This is a genomic window from Frateuria terrea, assembly GCF_900115705.1.
Classification (GTDB): Bacteria; Pseudomonadota; Gammaproteobacteria; order Xanthomonadales; family Rhodanobacteraceae; genus Frateuria_A; species Frateuria_A terrea.
In genome coordinates this window covers 119,400-136,603 of sequence record NZ_FOXL01000005.1, presented here as the reverse complement: position 1 = coordinate 136,603, position 17,204 = coordinate 119,400, and the positions used below count along the sequence as shown (strand labels likewise).

Annotated in this window: 34 protein-coding genes; 30 read left to right on the top strand and 4 right to left on the bottom strand. The window is 64.8% G+C overall.

The window, feature by feature from the left end:
• Positions 1-8: 8 nt before the first annotated feature.
• The 4 genes from BMZ38_RS17775 to BMZ38_RS09735 form a co-directional block, all read right to left on the bottom strand.
• Positions 9-185: a hypothetical protein gene (locus tag BMZ38_RS17775; protein ID WP_175483829.1), complete on the bottom strand. Its 177-nt coding sequence runs from the start codon at positions 183-185 to the stop codon at positions 9-11.
• A 23-nt stretch (positions 186-208) separates the two neighbouring features.
• Positions 209-667 (bottom strand): hypothetical protein, encoded by a 459-nt coding sequence (locus tag BMZ38_RS09740; RefSeq protein ID WP_091336860.1) that lies wholly within the window; start codon positions 665-667, stop codon positions 209-211.
• A 113-nt stretch (positions 668-780) separates the two neighbouring features.
• The gene (locus BMZ38_RS17570; protein WP_139202471.1) at positions 781-987 is read right to left on the bottom strand and encodes a hypothetical protein; all 207 of its coding nucleotides are present in this window, start codon (positions 985-987) and stop codon (positions 781-783) included.
• A gap of 25 nt (positions 988-1,012) precedes the next feature.
• Positions 1,013-1,486 carry a hypothetical protein gene (locus tag BMZ38_RS09735; RefSeq protein ID WP_091336857.1) on the bottom strand — a complete coding sequence of 158 codons (474 nt, stop codon included), beginning with the start codon at positions 1,484-1,486 and terminating at the stop codon, positions 1,013-1,015.
• An 85-nt stretch (positions 1,487-1,571) separates the two neighbouring features.
• On the opposite strand from BMZ38_RS09735, the gene BMZ38_RS09730 reads away from it, so the two are divergent.
• The 30 genes from BMZ38_RS09730 (at position 1,572) to BMZ38_RS09600 (ending at position 17,193) form a co-directional block, all read left to right on the top strand.
• Positions 1,572-1,805, top strand: a complete 234-nt coding sequence (locus BMZ38_RS09730) for a transcriptional regulator (RefSeq protein WP_091336847.1) — start codon at positions 1,572-1,574, stop codon at positions 1,803-1,805.
• 98 nt (positions 1,806-1,903) lie between these two features.
• Complete coding sequence (locus tag BMZ38_RS09725; protein ID WP_091336845.1) at positions 1,904-2,275, top strand: hypothetical protein; 372 nt, start codon at positions 1,904-1,906, stop codon at positions 2,273-2,275.
• Positions 2,272-2,619, top strand: a complete 348-nt coding sequence (locus BMZ38_RS09720) for a hypothetical protein (protein ID WP_091336843.1) — start codon at positions 2,272-2,274, stop codon at positions 2,617-2,619. Before BMZ38_RS09725 ends, BMZ38_RS09720 begins: the two co-directional genes overlap by 4 nt.
• Positions 2,616-2,975: a hypothetical protein gene (locus BMZ38_RS09715; protein WP_091336841.1), complete on the top strand. Its 360-nt coding sequence runs from the start codon at positions 2,616-2,618 to the stop codon at positions 2,973-2,975. Before BMZ38_RS09720 ends, BMZ38_RS09715 begins: the two co-directional genes overlap by 4 nt.
• Positions 2,975-3,523 (top strand): HNH endonuclease, encoded by a 549-nt coding sequence (locus BMZ38_RS09710; RefSeq protein ID WP_091336835.1) that lies wholly within the window; start codon positions 2,975-2,977, stop codon positions 3,521-3,523. The genes BMZ38_RS09715 and BMZ38_RS09710 overlap by 1 nt, the downstream gene beginning before the upstream one ends.
• Positions 3,520-4,344: a hypothetical protein gene (locus BMZ38_RS09705; protein ID WP_091336833.1), complete on the top strand. Its 825-nt coding sequence runs from the start codon at positions 3,520-3,522 to the stop codon at positions 4,342-4,344. Before BMZ38_RS09710 ends, BMZ38_RS09705 begins: the two co-directional genes overlap by 4 nt.
• Positions 4,341-4,676 carry a hypothetical protein gene (locus BMZ38_RS17565; protein WP_139202472.1) on the top strand — a complete coding sequence of 112 codons (336 nt, stop codon included), beginning with the start codon at positions 4,341-4,343 and terminating at the stop codon, positions 4,674-4,676. The genes BMZ38_RS09705 and BMZ38_RS17565 overlap by 4 nt, the downstream gene beginning before the upstream one ends.
• Positions 4,673-4,882 carry a hypothetical protein gene (locus BMZ38_RS09695; protein ID WP_091336816.1) on the top strand — a complete coding sequence of 70 codons (210 nt, stop codon included), beginning with the start codon at positions 4,673-4,675 and terminating at the stop codon, positions 4,880-4,882. The genes BMZ38_RS17565 and BMZ38_RS09695 overlap by 4 nt, the downstream gene beginning before the upstream one ends.
• Positions 4,879-5,094 carry a hypothetical protein gene (locus BMZ38_RS09690; protein ID WP_091336815.1) on the top strand — a complete coding sequence of 72 codons (216 nt, stop codon included), beginning with the start codon at positions 4,879-4,881 and terminating at the stop codon, positions 5,092-5,094. Before BMZ38_RS09695 ends, BMZ38_RS09690 begins: the two co-directional genes overlap by 4 nt.
• Positions 5,094-5,540, top strand: a complete 447-nt coding sequence (locus BMZ38_RS09685) for a hypothetical protein (RefSeq protein WP_091336812.1) — start codon at positions 5,094-5,096, stop codon at positions 5,538-5,540. Before BMZ38_RS09690 ends, BMZ38_RS09685 begins: the two co-directional genes overlap by 1 nt.
• The gene (locus BMZ38_RS09680; protein WP_091336810.1) at positions 5,537-6,181 is read left to right on the top strand and encodes a DNA-methyltransferase; all 645 of its coding nucleotides are present in this window, start codon (positions 5,537-5,539) and stop codon (positions 6,179-6,181) included. Before BMZ38_RS09685 ends, BMZ38_RS09680 begins: the two co-directional genes overlap by 4 nt.
• On the top strand, positions 6,178-6,567 hold the full coding sequence (locus BMZ38_RS09675) for a nuclease domain-containing protein (RefSeq protein ID WP_091336808.1): 390 nt from the start codon (positions 6,178-6,180) through the stop codon (positions 6,565-6,567). The genes BMZ38_RS09680 and BMZ38_RS09675 overlap by 4 nt, the downstream gene beginning before the upstream one ends.
• Positions 6,564-7,016, top strand: a complete 453-nt coding sequence (locus tag BMZ38_RS09670) for a RusA family crossover junction endodeoxyribonuclease (protein WP_091336807.1) — start codon at positions 6,564-6,566, stop codon at positions 7,014-7,016. The genes BMZ38_RS09675 and BMZ38_RS09670 overlap by 4 nt, the downstream gene beginning before the upstream one ends.
• A complete protein-coding gene (locus BMZ38_RS18135; RefSeq protein ID WP_343123974.1) occupies positions 6,929-7,453 on the top strand; it encodes an XF1762 family protein in 525 nt (174 codons plus the stop codon). The genes BMZ38_RS09670 and BMZ38_RS18135 overlap by 88 nt, the downstream gene beginning before the upstream one ends.
• Positions 7,453-7,599, top strand: a complete 147-nt coding sequence (locus tag BMZ38_RS17770) for a hypothetical protein (protein WP_175483830.1) — start codon at positions 7,453-7,455, stop codon at positions 7,597-7,599. The genes BMZ38_RS18135 and BMZ38_RS17770 overlap by 1 nt, the downstream gene beginning before the upstream one ends.
• Positions 7,596-7,799: a hypothetical protein gene (locus BMZ38_RS09660; RefSeq protein ID WP_091336805.1), complete on the top strand. Its 204-nt coding sequence runs from the start codon at positions 7,596-7,598 to the stop codon at positions 7,797-7,799. The genes BMZ38_RS17770 and BMZ38_RS09660 overlap by 4 nt, the downstream gene beginning before the upstream one ends.
• Positions 7,796-8,011, top strand: coding sequence for a helix-turn-helix domain-containing protein (locus tag BMZ38_RS18200; RefSeq protein ID WP_091336803.1), 216 nt, complete (start codon positions 7,796-7,798; stop codon positions 8,009-8,011). The genes BMZ38_RS09660 and BMZ38_RS18200 overlap by 4 nt, the downstream gene beginning before the upstream one ends.
• Before the next feature lie 35 nt (positions 8,012-8,046).
• Positions 8,047-8,553, top strand: a complete 507-nt coding sequence (locus BMZ38_RS09650; protein WP_091336801.1) for a hypothetical protein — start codon at positions 8,047-8,049, stop codon at positions 8,551-8,553.
• Positions 8,554-8,900: 347 nt separating this feature from the next.
• Positions 8,901-9,137: a hypothetical protein gene (locus BMZ38_RS09645; RefSeq protein ID WP_091336799.1), complete on the top strand. Its 237-nt coding sequence runs from the start codon at positions 8,901-8,903 to the stop codon at positions 9,135-9,137.
• The gene (locus tag BMZ38_RS09640) at positions 9,134-10,219 is read left to right on the top strand and encodes a winged helix-turn-helix domain-containing protein (protein ID WP_091336797.1); all 1,086 of its coding nucleotides are present in this window, start codon (positions 9,134-9,136) and stop codon (positions 10,217-10,219) included. Before BMZ38_RS09645 ends, BMZ38_RS09640 begins: the two co-directional genes overlap by 4 nt.
• Positions 10,216-10,458, top strand: a complete 243-nt coding sequence (locus BMZ38_RS09635) for a hypothetical protein (RefSeq protein ID WP_091336783.1) — start codon at positions 10,216-10,218, stop codon at positions 10,456-10,458. The genes BMZ38_RS09640 and BMZ38_RS09635 overlap by 4 nt, the downstream gene beginning before the upstream one ends.
• 11 nt (positions 10,459-10,469) lie before the next feature.
• Complete coding sequence (locus tag BMZ38_RS09630; protein WP_091336782.1) at positions 10,470-10,703, top strand: hypothetical protein; 234 nt, start codon at positions 10,470-10,472, stop codon at positions 10,701-10,703.
• On the top strand, positions 10,700-11,155 hold the full coding sequence (locus tag BMZ38_RS09625) for a glycoside hydrolase family protein (RefSeq protein WP_091336781.1): 456 nt from the start codon (positions 10,700-10,702) through the stop codon (positions 11,153-11,155). Before BMZ38_RS09630 ends, BMZ38_RS09625 begins: the two co-directional genes overlap by 4 nt.
• Entirely contained in the window at positions 11,152-11,559 is a 408-nt protein-coding gene (locus BMZ38_RS09620) for a 3TM-type holin (protein ID WP_091336779.1), read from the top strand. Before BMZ38_RS09625 ends, BMZ38_RS09620 begins: the two co-directional genes overlap by 4 nt.
• A gap of 47 nt (positions 11,560-11,606) precedes the next feature.
• Entirely contained in the window at positions 11,607-11,783 is a 177-nt protein-coding gene (locus BMZ38_RS17765) for a hypothetical protein (RefSeq protein ID WP_175483831.1), read from the top strand.
• Positions 11,780-11,956 carry a hypothetical protein gene (locus BMZ38_RS17760; RefSeq protein ID WP_175483832.1) on the top strand — a complete coding sequence of 59 codons (177 nt, stop codon included), beginning with the start codon at positions 11,780-11,782 and terminating at the stop codon, positions 11,954-11,956. Before BMZ38_RS17765 ends, BMZ38_RS17760 begins: the two co-directional genes overlap by 4 nt.
• 8 nt (positions 11,957-11,964) lie before the next feature.
• Entirely contained in the window at positions 11,965-12,276 is a 312-nt protein-coding gene (locus tag BMZ38_RS17560) for a hypothetical protein (RefSeq protein ID WP_139202473.1), read from the top strand.
• Positions 12,277-12,513: 237 nt separating this feature from the next.
• Positions 12,514-13,716, top strand: a complete 1,203-nt coding sequence (terL, locus tag BMZ38_RS09610; RefSeq protein WP_245747348.1) for a phage terminase large subunit — start codon at positions 12,514-12,516, stop codon at positions 13,714-13,716.
• A 3-nt stretch (positions 13,717-13,719) separates the two neighbouring features.
• The gene (locus tag BMZ38_RS09605; protein ID WP_091336766.1) at positions 13,720-15,990 is read left to right on the top strand and encodes a phage portal protein; all 2,271 of its coding nucleotides are present in this window, start codon (positions 13,720-13,722) and stop codon (positions 15,988-15,990) included.
• Positions 15,991-15,993: 3 nt separating this feature from the next.
• Entirely contained in the window at positions 15,994-17,193 is a 1,200-nt protein-coding gene (locus BMZ38_RS09600) for a hypothetical protein (protein ID WP_091336764.1), read from the top strand.
• The last annotated feature ends 11 nt before the right edge of the window (positions 17,194-17,204 follow it).

Sequence of the window (17,204 nt, the reverse complement as noted above, 5' to 3'; positions counted from 1 at the left end):
GTTGGCGCCTAGAGCGCCTCTTCCTTAGGAAGCCGCGCAGCACGTTCCGCGGCAAGAATCGCGTTCATACGACTATGCAGTAGCGCGAACTCCGTCCTCGCCTCAGCAGCTAGCGCCATGAAGTCTTCATGGCTCTTGGGCGAAGCCAGCGCCTGCAGGTCAAAGCCTAGTTCGTGGGCATTCATGGTTCTCTCCTAGTCCTACCTCGTTACAACGGACACTGGGCTTTCAAGTTGCGGATGCAGGTGTCGTACTCATCCTTATCCTTGTTCTTGAGCGACAGGAACAGCCTGCGGATCCAGTGGACGTTTTGATTGCAGTTGCTCAGGTCCTTCCAGGCCGCAAAAGACAGTCCAGGGTTGTTGACCAGCCCGTTCAGTGCTCCTTCGATCGCGGCCAACTGTAGGGCCATCTCAGCGATCGACGGGTTGGTCATCTGCTCGAACCGGACATACCCGAGCAAGTTGTGCGCCTCGATGCAGTCGTTCGTCGCCCTTACGACGTCCTGCCAAAGTCCGGCCGCTACGGCCTCTTTCTCGCGCTCTTCCGTCGTTTGCGCCTCGGCGACATCGAAACCGTCGTATCCATTCATACCGCGCATGACCTCTTGCTTTCCTAGAACGAACAGACCGCCCAAAAGGGCGGCCTCGTCGCAGAGGTAGGCCAACCCTACCTGTCACAATGTGAAGACTAGCAAAAAAACTTGCCGCTAACAATGGCGTCGTGATTTGTCAACTGCAAATTTCTATCGGCTTAATTTTGCTGGGCTTTAGGGCAGCCTCACCCATCTGAGCCCGTTTTCATCCCTTCACCGGGCCACCCGTACAGCTTGCGGGCCTCGGTCGGACGCAACACGCGTCGCGGCGGTTCGTTGGCGGGCGCCAAATCGTTGACGCCGACAAGCCTAAGCTTCGGCTTGCTCTTGTAGTCCTTCGGCCACTTTTCCCTTGCCAGCGCCTTTAGTCGGCATACCATCTCCTCGTCCATCTGTCGCCCCCTGTGGCGATAGACGCTAGCCCCGCGCCGCTATCACCGCTAGCTTTCTACCGAACTGAACCCAGTCCTCCTGCGACGGATGCTTTGGCAACGCCGCCCGCTCCTGATAGAGCTGCACGAATCGTGCCGCATCTGATTCGTCTTCCAGGAAGAATGTCCGCCCCCGCTCCTCTTCAAGCTCTCGAAGAGTTCTGTGGGTTTCGGCCAGCATGACCGGGTCAAGTAGCAGCGGCTGAGATTGGCTCAACGGCGCGGATTCTTCGCCATCCATCCATCCGGCAGGCTTGCCTAGCGCCGCCTCGATCTTGGCCGCGTTAGCGTCGCTGACGCCGCGAGCGGAGCCGCCCCGGCCTTTTCCCATCTGCCACAGGTAGTCGGCCGAAATATCGACCAGACGCGACAGTTCGGTCTTCCCATGCTTGTCGAGCAGGGCGGCGAGGCGAGCGCGACGGAACTCTTTGATCGATTGAAGTTTTGGAGCGGTACCCATGTCGAGAGCATGTAGCAGGGTGCTACTCGCCGGATACTGGCAAGGTGCTATTGCATGATGGTAGCAGTGTGCTATCGTTTGCATTATGAGCCTACTCGCCTACATCGAAGACACAGGGGTGCGCCGGTCTCTTGCTGACCAGTGCGGGACAACGCCGGGCTACCTCTGGCAGGTCGCCGTCAATTGGCGCGGCAGGAAGGCCGGCATCGATCTCGCCAAGCGGATCGAGAAAGCCACTGACGGCGCTATCACCCGCTACGACCTCCGCCCCGACGTGTTCGGCGCAAAGCCTCCCCGCACCAAAGCGAAGGCGGCGTGACGTGCTGACCGTACTCATCAAGTAACCCCAAAGGCGAGCCGCTCTCGGCCTCGCCTTTTATTTCGCCCGATTTCCAACCATCAACACGAGACACGACCATGCAGCACGAGTTACCGATCATTGGTTCTGTGCGAGGCATAGAACGCGCTCCGGCGCATGAAGTGGCCTTGTGCAAGACGAGCGGGCAGGCCATCGGCCTCGCCATCCTCAAGTCCGGCAAGACCGCTTCGCGCATCGCTGACCTGATTGGCATGGAGCGGGCGCAGCTCTCCCGGATCATCGGCGGCACGCACCACTTCCCGGCCGACAAGGCGCTGGACTTCGCCCGTGCCACCCACTCGTGGGCGTGGCAGCAGTGGGTCAGCTACCAGTGCGGCATGGACATGGTGCCGCGCGTGGAGTCGCCGGAGGAAAGGCTGGCGCGGCTTGAGTCTGAGAACGCTGAGTTGCGGGCGAGGGTGGCAGCATGACCCTGTCCTTTTTCTCCGGCCGCAAACGCACCGCGCGTACTCACCCGCAGCTTCAGCCTGTCACCGTACCCGTGAACGTGACGGTGACCGAGCGTGAAGCCAAACAGGAAGGCGTCGACTGGGCGGCTCCTGACGCTGAGACGGTTGCGCACATCGGCGCGCACCTTCCTAACCGGCCCGTCAGCGCCAACCTCCGCGCCGCCCGCTTTGCCGCTGTGCTGGACAGGCAAGCCGCGTTCCTGGCGGATCGTACCGGCACCGTTGAGCCACCCGAGCGCTGGGAAGTGGTGGATGCCTGCCGCTTCGCTGCTGAGCACATCCGCGATGGGGTCGTGATCGCATGAGCGCCGTCCAGTCCTGCATCGACTTCACCGCCGCCCGCCAGCGTCGCGACACCGGCATCCAGCAGGCGATCGACCACGCACAAGACCTGTGCTTCGACTGGCCCGAACGCGCCTATGCGTTCCTGGCCGAGTACGCACGGAACAACGCCACCTTCATCAGCGAGGACGTGAGCGACGCCGCGCACGACGACAAACGCTTCCCCACGCCGCCTACGGATCGCGCATGGGGTGCCATCTACCGCAAGGCTGCCAATGCCGGCCTGATCGAACAGTGCGGGGCAGGGCGCAGCCGTAGGCGCCACGCGTCGATCTGCCCGAAGTGGCGGTCGCTGGTGTACGCGGGAGGCGCTGCGTAATGGCCGGAAAGCGCAAGCCGCTGTCGAAGCGCACCCGGTTTGAGGTGTTCAAGCGGGACTCTTTTACCTGCCAGTACTGCGGATCGCATCCGCCAGAGGCCGTGCTGCACGTTGACCATATCGTGCCCGTTGCCGAAGGCGGACAGAACGACATGGACAACCTCGTTACTGCCTGCGACCACTGCAACCTTGGGAAAGGCGCCGTATCGCTTCAGAGCGTGCCGGCGTCCCTTTCGGCCAGGGCCGCAGAGGTTGCTGAGCGCGAGGAGCAGGTTCGTGGCTACGCCGAGGTAATGGCCGCCAAGCGCGAGCGCATCCACGAGCAGGCTTGGGACATTGCTGACATTTTCGTCGAGCAGTTCCGGCTGGATGGCATCCGCAAGGATTGGCTACAGAGCATCAAGCAGTTCGTGGAAAAGATCGGCGTCGCCGAGTGCATCCGTGCAATGGAAATCGCCACGGCTCGCAAGCCCTATAGCCGGCAACAGTGTTTCAGCTACTTCTGCGGTATCTGCTGGAACATCGTCCGGGAGGGCGGTTCTCTATGAGCCGCGCCCGCAACATAAAGCCGGGATTCTTCAAGAACGACTTGCTTGCCGAGTGCAACCCGCTCGCGCGCATCCTGTTCTGCGGGCTTTGGTGCGTGGCAGATAGGGAGGGGCGGCTAGAGGATCGTCCGAAGCGCATCAAGGCGGACTGCCTGCCGTATGACGAATGTGACTGCGATGCGCTACTTGGCGAGCTTGCTGAGCGAGGGTTCATCGTGCGCTACACGGTGAGCGAGGCCCGATACATAGCCATCCCTGAGTTCGCCAAGCACCAGAACCCGCACTGCAAAGAACAGGCTAGCTCGATCCCGGCACCATGCATGCACGGTGCAAGTACGGTGCAAGCAACTGACAAGCACGGTGAAGGCACGGAAGTTGCCGTGCTGATTCCTGATTCTCTGATTCCTGATTCCCTTCAAGAGCTATCTAACCTTCCTGACGGAAGGTTAGACGTCGCCGCTAACGCGGACGACCTGCCATCGGGTGACACGGACGAGTCGAAAGGGGCAAAGGACGCTGCCCAACCCGCAAGCCGCTGCCCGCTGAGTCAGATCGTGGCGCTGTACCACGAGCTGCTGCCGATGTGCAGGGCGGTCGAAAAGTTGACCGATGCCCGCGCCGGCTACATCCGCCAACGGTGGCGGGAAGACCTGCCGACGCTTGAGGCGTGGCGGAACTACTTCACTGACGTTTCCCGGTCGCCGTTCCTGACGGGGCGCGCTCCTGGCCGGGATGGCAAGCCGCCGTTCGTGGCTGACCTGGAATGGCTAACCCGGCCCGGCAACTTCGCGAAGGTTGCCGAGGGGAGGTATCACCGATGAGCAAATACACGACCGGCGCGCCTCAGCGAGAGTCCGAGCGCCCCACTGAGCGCCCCCAGTTCTGCGGAGTCGCCAATTGCCAGTCCCGTTGGGACCCACGCGATGCCAAGCACCTGCGAGGCTTCGCGGATGTGGTGTTCACGCTGGACGATGGGACGGTGATCGCACGGTGCGGCGACTGCTACATCCGGCACATCTACGCCGCTGGCAAGGGCGTGCATTGCGAAATCACCGGCCGCCAGCCGGACATGAATATCGACATGGTGAAGGCCCACTGGTCGCGTGTCGATGCCGCCGATGCAGCCAAGCAGGCCAAGGCGGTGCGCGCATGAACCCATTGCCCCTACGCGAGCGCATCACTGGCGCCCTGCGCCTTGAGCCGATGACCATTTCCGAGCTGGCCCGCGTCCTGTGCGCTTGCCGCCGTGACGTGGGTGAGGAGCTGGTCATCATGCGCGCCCGCGGTGACGTCCATGAGCTCCCCAATTGGGCCGGCTGGGTGAATACGCCGCGCCGTGTGCTGAGGGTTGCCGCGTGACCCAGCGCACCTACCTTCGCGGCACCCATGAGCGCATCGCACAAGTGATGGCTGAGCCGATGACCGCCGCCGAACTGGCCCAGCGCCTCGCGCTCCCCTACGAGGCCATCGCCTCGACCCTGCGAGGAATGCACTGCCGGCGCGAAGTCGTGAAGCTCAAGCCGAAGGATGCGAGCAAGCCGTATCGCTGGAAGCTGCGGGAGGTGGCGTGATGCAGCGCTACCAGCTCAACGCCAATGGCCCCGAGCGCCCCCAGGTGCTGGCCAACGCGCACGCCTTCCTTGATCGGCTGCCGGCCAACAAGTCCTGGCGCATCGAGGTCAAGGAGGCACGCAAGGAGCGAAGCGGCGACCAGAACGCGGCTCTGTGGGGAGTGGCCTACCCAGCCCTCACCGATGCCACCGGCTACGACCCGGACGAGCTCCACGACGCCTTCTGCCGCAAGTTCTTCGGCGAGGTCGAGCGCGAGGTCATGGGCCAGATCGTCAGCCGGCCGCGCCGCACGACAACCACGAACGAGCAAGGCGATCGGGACGTGATCGACGCGGCGACCTTCGCCCGGTTCTACGACATGGTGCAGCGCATCGGAGCCGAGGCTGGCGTTGACGTGCCTTCGCCCGATCCGATGTGGGGACAGCGCGAGAGGTGGGCCGCATGAGCAATCCCGTAATCATCGGCAACGCGACCCTGTATCTAGGCGATTGCCGCGAAATCCTGCCGACGCTGCCCAAGGTGGACGCGGTTATTACTGATCCGCCGTATGGGATGAGCTTCCGGTCGAACTTCAGGGCAGAGCAGCACGCCCGAATCGCGAATGACGACGACGTGGGCTTGCTGGTTTGGGCCTGCAGCATCCCGGCCACTCACTCCCGTTATGTGTTCTGCAGGTGGGACAACCTCCGCGACGGCGTACCGCACCCGAAGTCGTGCGTTACCTGGGTCAAGAACAACTGGTCGATGGGCGATCTTGAGCACGAACACGCCAGGCAGACGGAAATCGCCATGTTCTGGCCCGGCCCCGACCACTCATGGCCCGGCAAACGGCCGACCGACGTTGTGCGCGCTCCGCGCACAGGCAATGGCGATCACCCGACCGAAAAGCCTGTTTACCTCATGGAGCAGTTTATTGGTTGGACTCGTGGCGTTGTGGTTGACCCGTTCATGGGATCGGGAACGACTGGCGTTGCCTGCGTGAACCTTGGGCGCGAGTTCGTCGGCATCGAAATCGAACCCAAGTACTTCGACATCGCCTGCCGCCGCATCGAGGACGCCCAGCGGCAAGGGAGGCTGATCGCATGAAGCGCATCCCCATCCAGCGCAAGACGCCCCTTAAGGCCACGACCATCAAGGCCAGCGGTCGCCGCCCGAAGATGACGCCGGCCCGCAAGGCTGCCAAGGGCGAGGATTGCACTGTCTGCTTCCCCGGCTGCCCGAACGCCCGCGAGACGACTGTGCTTGCGCACCTGCGCATGTACGGCGGTGGCGGCATGGGCATTAAGCCGCACGACTCCGAGGCGGTGTTTGCCGATGACTACTGCCACAACCTGCTGGACGGTCGCACGCACCTGATCCCCGAGCTTCGGGCCGAGGTGAACTGGCACGAGTGCATCGCCCGCGCCCTGATTCGGACCCTGCGCCGGCAGCGCGAAAAGGGCGTGCTGATCTACAAGGGAGAGGAAGCATGACCGGCAAGCCCCATCGCCTAGTGATCGAGGTCTACGGCATCCCCGGCCCGCAAGGCTCCAAGCGCTTCGTCGGGATGCGCGGCGGTCGCGGTGTGATGGTCGAGTCATCCGCCAAGGTGAAGCCCTGGCGCGAGGCCGTGAAGTGGGCGGCGCGCGAGGCGATGGCATCGGTAGGCATGACCGGCCCGCTCGACGGCCCGCTCCGCGTCCGCCTGACCTTCACCCTGCCCAAGCCCAAGAGCGCGCCCAAGACGCGCGTGACCTACCCCGACCGCAAGCCGGACGGCTCCAAGCTCCAGCGCTCCACCGAGGACGCGCTGACCGATGCCGGCGTGTGGGCCGATGACGCCCGCGTGGTCGAGTGGATCGGGGCCAAGCGCTTCCCGAACGAGGGCGACGGCGCGCTGGATGCGCCGGGCGTGCGGATCGTGGTGGAGGTGATGGCGTGAGCCTCTCTGTCGTCCCTTGCACTCAGCGGCAGGCCAAGGCGTTCGTGGCCGAGCATCACCGGCATCACCGGGCGCCGCAAGGCGGGTTGTTCGCGCTCGCAGCGATGGATGGCGAACGCCTTTGCGGCGTGGTCATCGTTGGCAGACCGGTGGCTCGCGGACTGGATGACGGGCGGACGGCTGAGGTGACGCGCTGCTGCACCGACGGTACTCGGAACGCCTGTTCGATTCTCTACGGCCGGGCGCGCCGCGCGGCTCGGGCGCTCGGATACTCGCGAGTGGTCACGTACACGCTGCCAGAGGAGGGTGGAGCTTCGCTACGCGCAGCTGGCTGGCAATGCGTGGGTGAGGCGGGCGGCGGCTCGTGGTCCTGCTCGTCGCGTCCGCGCGTCGATCACCACCCCGTGCAGCGAAAGCTCCGGTGGGAAGCCGCCTGATGCCCACCACCACCTGCGAACGCTGCGTGCACTTCCGTCCGGACCCGATCAACCCGGAAGCCGGCATGGGCTCATGCGCCAAGGGCAACGGCTACTGGCATCCGAGCGCGCCGCATCTGTGCAAGCAGCACGAGCCAGCCGCATGACCTACTCCGCGCCCGAACGCTCCGCCGAACGGGCGCTGGCCCGCCGCCAACTGGCGAAGGTCTACCGCATGGGCGGGTGCGGAGCCTGCCAACACCGACTCACGAATTGGGGCGGATGCCAGTACGACCGCACCTTCCCGCGCTGCATGAGCACGCCGGGCAAACAGTTTGAACTCGACCACTCGAAGCTGGAGAAATGACAATGGCAACGAAGCTGCTAACACCCGCTGAAGTTTGCGAAATCCTGAGCATCAAGCCTCGCACCCTGGAAGACTGGCGGCTTGGCCGCAGCGGCCCGTCTCTTCCGTTCGTTCGCCTTGGCCGCACTGTCCGCTATCGCGAAGAGGACGTTGAGGCCCTCATAAAGGAAAGCTTGAGCATGGACCCTACGCCGATCCAGCGCCATCGATAACGCCGTCCTGACCACGAACGCCTGAAGGGGGCGCTATGACCAACGACCTGTACGGGAAAGACCGCCCGAGGCTGATGGAGCGCCTTGGCCGCTTGCTTGGATCGACCACTTACCGCACGGCGGATTCAGGAGGGGGTGAGCCGTTCGCGGCCCGATGGCTGACCAGCGAGGCCCGCATGCTGGTAGCGCTCAAGATGGCGGCATTGCACCCCCGCGACGTCGGACCGTGGATCGTCTACAGCATCGCGCTTCGGGTGGACGACCGGGAGCGGGAGATTGTGACTTGGCTGGCGGACAAGCTGATCGCCGGCACCGGGCCTATCGGCAAGCGCAACGCATCGCGGATGCTGGTGGTGGCGATGGCGTCCTATCGGCTGGCGGTGCACGGGGTCGAGCCGAAGCGCCCGAAGCTTCGCCCGGTGGATTTCGAGGGGCTGGTGAACATCGGCGCTGGCTGGCTATGGATGAAGTGCGAGTCCACGCTGGACCGGGCCGAGTACGCCGAACGATCCTCTGGCGAGTCACGAGAACGGGCCGCTTGACGTCAAGAGGGTAATCAGGTACAAATCAGTACAGGCAAAGCTGCGTCCGCAGCAAGCCCAAAAGCCCGCCCTAACCCGGTGGGCTTTTTTTGTGCCCATTCGGCACCCGGCCGGCTGCGTTCCCCCTGACGCAGACCGGCCATCTATTTCAGCGTTCGTCGCGGCGTGCGACCGGCTTAGCGTTGCGCCTAATGTGGAAAGCGCGCCACGAAGCAACGTATACGGCTCCGACCGCCGATAGCGGAGCCAGCCTATTCGACTTGCCGTGACGGCCCAAGGGGATGATCCAGGTAAAGCGCTACGGCGGCCTCCCTGGCACGGCATCTACAAGGAAGCGGAGAACCGCCATGCAAGCGAAGTTCCCGCCGTTCACCGAGGCGGCAGTGAGCGACGCCAAGCCGCCGCCCGCCCACGAGGTGAGCCCCGTCGAGGCCAAGCTGCGTACGGCCTTGCAGTACATCTACCACGCGCGGCTGCTGATCGATGAGGCGCTGGCGCTGGTCAATCCGCCCGAGCCGGTAACCCCCGCCGAAGTCCTGCGCGAACGCCTGGACGCCACTGACGACGATACGGCGGCTGCGTGAAGTGCCCCCGGTGCCAAGCTGATGGCGCGATCCGCAACGGCGGTGGGCGCGGCTGGTGCAAGACGGGTAGCCATGCGTTCAAGCTGGGCCCGGCCTCGCTGAGTGATCCGGACAACCTGCCCGAGGGCGTGAAGCTGCGCGGCACGTCGACGCTGACCGATGTGCGCACGGGTGAAACCGTGTTGCAGTGGGTCAAAACATCGGCGGATGAGGAAGCCCGCAAGCAAGCCATACAGGCGGCAATCGCCGCGCTGGCTGAGAAGATCAAGCCTGTCCCAGCGCAGCGCGCTCCCAAGCGCACGGCCGAGGACCTGGCGAACCTGTACGTCGTTTCGGACTACCACTTAGGCATGCTGAGCTGGCCCGAGGAAACTGGCGACGACTGGAACCTGGACATTGCCGAAAGCATGCTGGTGGACTGGTTCGGCGCGGCGATCGCGCAGAGTCCCGATGCTGAGCTTGGGGTGTTCTGCCAGCTTGGTGACTTCCTGCACCAAGACGGGCTGGACGCGGTAACGCCGGCATCCAAGCACCTATTGGACGCTGATACACGGTTCCAGAAGATCGTCCGCGTGGCGATCCGGGCGATTCGCCGGGTGATCGGCATGTTGCTCGCCAAGCACGCCCGCGTGATCGTCCTCATGGCCGAGGGCAACCACGACACGGCTAGCTCCATCTGGCTGCGCGAGTTGCTGGCAGCCCTGTATGCCGATGAGCCGCGGGTGGCGGTGGATGTGTCACCGGACCCCTATTACTGCGTGGAGCATGGCGCTACAGCGCTGTTCTTCCACCACGGCCACAAGCACAAGATGGCGGGCATCGACGCGGTGTTTGCCGCCAAGTTCCGCGAAGTGTTCGGCCGCACGAAATACGCCTACGCGCACATGGGTCACCTGCACCATGTGGACGTGAAGGAAACCAGCCTAATGCTGGTGGAGCAGCACCGCACGCTAGCCGCGAAAGACGCCTACGCCTCGCGCGGCGGCTGGATGAGTGACCGCGACGCGCAAGTGGTGACCTACTCCAAGACCTGGGGCGAGGTTGGCCGCGTGCGAGTCAGTGCCCGGATGGTGGCTGCATGAGCGAGGAATCCGAAGTCTTCCTTCGCGAAGGCGAGGCATGGATCGAGGACGCTCCGGCCCTGTGCGCCCGCTACGGCGGTCTGTACGTCTACCGGCTGGAAGGCGGCGCCATGCTCATGGGTATCCCTGGCAAGGGCGAGGTATCCGTCGATTCGCTGCTGATGGACGACGGCAAGCCACAAGTAGAGAACGGCGGCAAGGTCGCCACCATCAAGCCGGCCCCGCGCCGCGCAGACTGACGCGAGAGCCCATGAACACTTCGGACCTGATCGCACTGGCTGCGGTGGCGATACCAACGGTGGGCGGCCTGATCGCTTGGCTTTGGCGCCATTCCACGCGCCTGACCGCATCGGAAATCCGCATCGAGGGGCTGACGGCCAACGCCGAGGCCGACCGGCGGCGAAGTGATGCGGTGTATCAGGACATCCGGGCCACGCTGGTGCGGATCGAGGAAAAGCTGGACCGCAAGGCTGATCGGCCATGACGGACCTGCATCCGCTGATCGATCGCCTCAAGGGCGAGGAAGGGCTGCGCCTGTGCGTTTACGACGATGCCACGGGTGCGTACATCCGGCCCGGCTCGCGCGTAGTGGGCAATCCGACCATCGGTATCGGTACGAACATCGGTCCAGGCGCCGGAATCACTGAGACGGAAGCGGAATACCTGCTTTGGAACCGGCTGGTGCTTGCTGGCGCTGACGCCGCCACGCTGCCGGGCTGGGCGAACCTGTCCGATCCCCGCCGCCTGGTGCTGGCAGACATGGTGTTCAACATGGGCATCAAGGCGGTCAAGGGCTTCACGGGGATGCTCGCGGCCATTGGCGCGGGTGACTACGACAGTGCCGCGACACGCATGCTCGACAGCCTGTGGGCTCGCCAAGTCGGCCAGCGTGCAACCAATCTCGCGCAGATCATGCGCACGGGGGTGTGGGTATGAGTCTGACGGGCATTAGCGAAGCCGCCGAGGCGGTGAAGGGCATCGTCGACAAGTTCTTCCCTGACAAGTCCGAGGAAGCGAAGAACGCGCTCTCCCTGCAGATCGCCGTGATGCAGCAAGACACGGCCATGGCGCAGATGCAGGCGGACGTGAACAAGGCCGAGGCTGGAAGTCAGAGCCTGTTCGTTGCCGGCTGGCGTCCTTTCGTGGGCTGGGTGTGTGGCGCCGGCTTCGGCGTGACGATCCTTGGCCCGCTGCTGTCGTGGATCGCGGCGCTCGCTGGCCATCCGGTTTCGTTCCCTGCGCTGGACACCGAATCGCTCATGACCCTGTTGCTCGGCATGTTGGGCCTGGGCGGCATGCGCACGGCTGAAAAGCTCAAGGGCGTGAGCAATGGACACTGACCGCGACGGCATTTGCCACGACGGCATCGACACCCAGGGCGGCTGACGTGGCCGCCTATCTCGCCGCGCACAGCGACCAGGTCAAGCACGCGCTCCTGTTCCTCGCCGGCCTGTGCTCGGTTTGCTTCGTCCTGCTGCTGATCCTGTGGGATGGGAAGCCGCGCAAGGAGCCGGTTAGCCCGACTGTGCCGGCTGACATCACGACCAATGAGTCCCCCGAATGAACCCGATGCCCGGACTGTACGCCGAGCTGGCAAAAGCCCGCGCATGTGTGGATGGCAAGGCCTTCGCCGAGGCGCCTGAAGCCTTCAAGGACATCGAGTCCATCAAGGTCAGGGTTGCGGCGTGTGAGCGTAAGCAGGGCCGCGGACAAAAACAGTACTCGGAAGATAGATAGGTTTAGAAATGGCAGGCCGACCGAAGGGCACCCCGAAAACTGGTGGCCGCAAACCCGGCTCGCGGAACAAGGCCACGGCAGATGTGAAGGCTGCGGCGCAGGAATACGGGGAAGAGGCCGTCTGCATGCTGGCGCAGATCATGCGCGGCGCCGAGATGCCGCCCGCTGCCCGCGTATCAGCAGCCAAAGAGCTGCTTGACCGTGGTTATGGCAAGGCGCCGCAGACCATCGACCAAACCACGACCGTCAAGCCACCGCTGCCCGTCCTGGGGCAGGACGAATTGCGGGAGGCCGCGCAGTCTGCCGCAGAGAAGTTCTAGCTCGTGGACGCACTCACCCCCCAAGAGGTCGAGGGCGCCAAGGCACTATGTCGCGGCCAGCTATACGCGTTCAGCCGGTGGATGTTCCGCCAGCGCAAGGGCTACCTTTGGCAACGGGCCGAGCATCACCAGGCCATCTGCGATGCGTTGGAGCGCGTATTCCGTGGCGAGTGCAGGCGCCTGATCATCAACATCCCGCCGCGCTACTCCAAGACGGAGCTAGCGGTGGTCAACTTCATGGCCTGGGCGCTGGGCAAGGTGCCTGACGCCGAGTTCATCCATACGAGCTATTCCGGCGCGCTGGCCACGGGGAACGCCTGGCAGACGCGCGAGCTGGTGCAGTCGGAAGCGTACCGGGAGATTTTCCCGGACACCGAGCTACGGGCCGACAGCGCAGCGAAGCACGAATGGCGCACCACGGCTGGTGGATGCGTCTATGCGGTAGGCGCGGGCGGAACGATTACCGGATACGGCGCGGGCAAGCACCGGCCTGGCTTCGGTGGCGCGATCATCATCGATGACCCGCACAAGGCCGACGAAGCCCGCAGCGATGTGATCCGCAACGGCGTGATCGAGTGGTTCCAGAACACGCTGGAAAGCCGCAAGAACGGGCCGGAAACACCCATCATCCTGATCATGCAGCGCCTGCACGAGCGCGACTTGGCGGGCTGGCTGCTGGCGGGCGGGAACGGGGAGTCGTGGGAGCACGTCTGCCTGCCGGCGATCACGGAACAGGGCGAGGCCCTGTGGCCGGCCAAACACTCGATCGCAGACCTGCGGCGGATGCAGACCGCAGCGCCCTACACGTTCGCCGGGCAGTACCAGCAGGCGCCCAGCCCCGGCGAGGGCAACATCTTCAAGCCCGACGCCATCCGCGTGATCGACGCGCTACCGGTGGATGACGAAATCGAATGGGTGCGCGGCTGGGACTTGGCCGCCAGCGTACCCAAGCCGGGCAGTGATCCGGACTGGACGGTGGGCGGCAAGCTGGGCCGGGGGCGCTCCGGGCGCTACTACATCGCGGACGTGGCCCGGATGCGGGGCGGCCCTGATGAAGTGCAGGCCACGCTCAAAAACACGGCCGAGCGCGACGGCAAGGTGCCGCGCATCTCGATTCCCCAAGATCCGGGGCAGGCCGGCAAGACACAGGTTCTTCACTTCACCCGCCTGCTTGAGGGCTACCGGGTGAAGGCCAGCCCGGAAACGGGCGACAAGGTGACGCGCGCCGAGCCCTTCGCCGCCCAGGTCAACGTGGGCAACGTGGCGATGGTGCGGGCGCCGTGGAATGACGCGCTGGTCGCAGAGATGCGGGTGTTCCCCAACGGCACGCATGACGACCAGGTGGACGCGCTCAGTCGCGCCTTTGCCGAGTTCGTGCAGCCGACGACCACCGGCATCCTCGACTTCTACCGCCAGCAAGCCGAACGCAAACAGGACTGACCGATGCCCCGCATTCCCGAAGGCGCAAAGACAACCGATCTTGCGCCAGTGGCGAATGCTGCCCGGCAGCAGGGCTTCCTTGGCCGCCTTTCCACCGCCGTGCGCTATGCCATTGCCGGCGTGTCGCCCGATACATGGATGAGCCCCAACCAGCCCGTGCAGCCTGTGGCGCAGGGCGCGGCCGGCCGCCAGTTCGACTATCCCGTTGGCGTCAATCTCACCTATACCCCGCGCGGCACGGAGCTGACCAGCTTCCAGCAGCTCCGTGCGCTGGCCGACCGTTGCGACCTGGTACGCCTCGCCATCGAGACCCGCAAGGATCAGATGTCAGCGATGGTGTGGTCCGTGGGGGGCGTGGACGACGCCAAGGACACCGAGGGCGACACGCGCGTCCAGACGATCACCGCGCTGCTCAAGCGTCCCGATGGCGTGCACAGCTGGCAGTCGTGGCTGCGCATGGTGCTCGAAGAGGTCATGGTCACGGACGCGACCAGCATCTACGTGCGCCGCCGCAACAACGGCGAGATGTACGGCTTCGAGCTGATCGACGGCACGACCATCAAGCCGCTGGTGGACGACACGGGGCGCCGTCCCGCGCCGCCGTCGCCTGCCTACCAGCAGGTGCTGAAGGGCATCCCGGCCGTCGATTACACCGCCGACGAGCTGGTCTACACGCCGCGCAACCCGCGTGTGCACAAGTTCTACGGCTTCAGCCCCGTCGAGCAGATCATCCTCACGGTGAACATCGCGCTGCGCCGCATGGCCAGCCAGCTGCAGTACTTCACCGAGGGCAACATCCCAGCCGCTTACGCCTCGATGCCGCAAGACTGGTCGGGGGAGCAGATCAAGCAGTTCCAGGCGTATTGGGATTCGGTCATCGAGGGCGACCAGGGCTACAAGCGCAAGGTGCGCTTTGTTCCGGGCGGCACGAAGGTCGAGTCGGTCAAGGATGCGCCGCTGAAGGACGAGTTCGACGAGTGGCTGGCGCGCGTCGTCTGCTACGCCTTCAGCCTGCCGCCCACGGCCTTCATCAAGCAGCAGAACCGCTCCACGTCCGAGACGCAGCAGGAGGCGGCGCTCAAGGAAGGTCTCACGCCGATCATGGTGTGGGTGAAGGAGGTCATGGATCACCTGATCCAGGTCCACCTTGGCTGTCCAGACCTGCAGTTCAAGTGGGTCGAGGAGGAATCGCTCGATCCGGCCGCGCAGGCGACCATCCTGACCACGTACCAGTCCCACGGCGCATACACGATCAACGAAATCCGCGCCAAGCTGGGCGAGAAGCGGATTACCGAGCCGGGCGGTGACGCTTACCTGATCTTCACCGCGAGCGGCGCCGTGCCGTTGGAGCAGGTGATGGCGCCTCCCCCGGCGCCAGTCGATCCGGCCAACCCCGACGAACCGCCGCCCAGGGGTGGCAAGCCGGCACCCAAGCCCGGCGACAAGGCCGAGAAGCACGCCGACGGCGACCTGAACAAGGCCGCCGAGCCGCTGACCAATGGCGAGATGGAGCTGCGTGATGCGTTCGCCGCTGCGCTGGACGTGGTCAAGCAGAACGCCATCAAGGCGCTGAAGAAGCTGGGCAAGACCGCGGCTGACGGCACCCGCGGCGGCGATAACGGCACCTCGCCTCAGGATGCATGGATTGCCGAGTACATCAGCGAGCTCGACACGTCGGGCCTGTCTCTGGCGTGGGATGACTACGTCGACGCGATCACGGCCACCGCTGCGGATGGCGCGAAGCATGAAGTGGCCCGCCTGATCGTCACCGAGCCCGAGGTGCTGACCGAGTCGCCCGAGGCTGTCGCGACCATCTTCGGCGGCAAAGACCCTGACGCCATCAAATGGGCGTCCGAGCATGCCGTGGAGATGCTGACCAAGGACGGGCAGGGCGGCAAGTTGGCTGAGGCGACCCGCGAAATGGTGCGCCAGACGCTCACCGATGCGCTGCAGGCCGATGCGAGCCACACGGGCTTGGCTGACCTGCTGGAAACCGCCTACGCCTTCAGCCCCGAGCGTGCCGAGCTGATCGCCACCACTGAACTGCGCGACGCCGAGGGCAAGGGCGCCTATGTCGGCGCTACTGCCGTGGGCATGAAGGCCAAGCACTGGCTCCTGTCGAACGACGAGGGCATCTGCGTGCCCTGCCAGCGCAACGCCAAGCAGGGATGGATACCGATTGACCAACCCTTCCAGAGCGGCGATGCCGCGCCCATCGCGCACCCGCATTGCCGCTGCGACGCGGCGTACAAGCGCAAACTCCCGGAGAACTGACCCATGCACATTTTCGCCCGCATGACCAAGGTGGACGAGGCCCAGCGCACCGTCACCGGCGTGATCGCCAACGAGGCGCTGGACCGCTCCGGCGAGGTGTTCGACTACGACTCGTCCAAGCCGCTGTTCGAGAAGTGGTCGACCGGCATCGCAAAGGCCACCGACGGCAAGAGCGTCGGCAACGTGCGCGTGATGCACAGCCCGGCCGTGGCCGGCGTGGTCAAGCAGCTGGACATGGATGATGACGCCAAGGCCATCAGCGTGTGCGCCAAGATCGTGGACGACAACGAATGGAACAAGGTGCTGGAAGGCTGCTACACCGGGTTCTCCATTGGCGGCTCCTACGCCCGCAAGTGGAAGGGCGACGACGGCTTGCAGCGCTACACCGCCGATCCGGTCGAGGTCAGCATCGTTGACCTGCCGTGCAACCCCGACGCGCAGTTTTCCGTCATCAAGGCGGATGGGGCCGAGGAACTGCGCAAGTTTGCCGCTTCGGGCGCCGAGCCGCTTGCGAAGTCGGCCGAGGCCGAACCCGTCGCCAAGGGCTACAACGCCCAAGCCGAACGACTGGCCAAGGCCGATGGCGCCGAGGATGCCGGCAATGTGATCCGCGTGCTGCTGGGAAAGGATGTGATCGAGAAGGGCCTGTGGTCGGTGGCCGAGTTCGCCGAGACCCTGAACGACCTGTCGTTCATCGCCGACTGCGCCGACGACGAGGCGGCCTGGGAGAAGGACGGCAGCAAGGTGCCGGCCCAGCTTCGCGCCGCGCTCAAGCCGCTGGCTGATGCCTTCCTGGCGATGGCTGCCGAGGAAGTGGACGAGGCGATCAAGCCGGCGTCCGAGGTGGTCGAGGTGCTGGAACTGGCCGCGCCCGTGGATGATCTGGCGAAGGATGCCGAGCCCGATGCGCTCGCCAAGGCCGCCGACGACCTCGCCAAGGCGCACGACGCGCTGAAGAAGGTCACCGCCGATCGCGATGACCTCGCCGGCAAGCTCGAAAAGGTCACGACCGCATACGCCGACCTGATGCAGAAGGCCGCCCCGCCCAAGGGCGTTGCCAAGGTAGTGGCCGTGGACAAGGACGCCGACGCGGGCCATGAGGCAATGAACAAGCTGGACGACTCTCCCGTGCTGCGCAAGGACGGCAGCGTCGACCACGCCGAAACCGCGTTGAAGCTGATGAAGCTCGCGCACCGCCGCTAAACCAACGATTC